The sequence below is a fragment of the Streptacidiphilus jeojiense genome, from assembly GCF_000719095.1.
Classification (GTDB): Bacteria; Actinomycetota; Actinomycetes; order Streptomycetales; family Streptomycetaceae; genus Streptacidiphilus; species Streptacidiphilus jeojiensis.
Window position 1 is genome coordinate 1 of record NZ_JOEH01000111.1, and the last position, 329, is coordinate 329.

The 329-nt window shown below is 64.1% G+C and carries 1 protein-coding gene; it reads right to left on the reverse strand.

The genetic code is table 11. The features are described 5' to 3' along the window. Positions 1-48: 48 nt before the first annotated feature. The gene (locus IF29_RS48740; RefSeq protein WP_084715574.1) at positions 49-198 is read right to left on the reverse strand and encodes a DUF255 domain-containing protein; all 150 of its coding nucleotides are present in this window, start codon (positions 196-198) and stop codon (positions 49-51) included. Positions 199-329 lie beyond the last annotated feature (131 nt).

Here is a 329-nt window from a genome sequence, read left to right on the forward strand (position 1 = left end):
AGTACCGCCCGCACCTGATCGACGCCTGCCTCGCCGAGACCGGACTGATCATCGAACCCTGGTGACCGCCACGAAGGCCATCACGCTTTCAACCTCAGTAGCTTCTCTCATCGCCTCCTCTCCCCAGGGCCACCAGTCCACAGGGTTGGCGGCGTGCTGACGGAGGTACGGCGACTGGGCTCCGGCCAGTCTGTTCATGTCGTCCACTCTTCCACAGCCGCCGCGCGTTGGGGTTGCGTCCTGGGGAGTGGTGTACGGGTTTCCACCTGATCCGGGGGTTTGTCACCGGATCGGTTGGGAGCGCGCATAGTTGAACGGCCATCGGCTGA

What these genes read in the sequence shown, in the direction of transcription:
- IF29_RS48740 (WP_084715574.1), bottom strand. Translation starts at nt 198, where the DNA reads ATGAACAGACTGGCCGGAGCCCAGTCGCCGTACCTCCGTCAGCACGCC.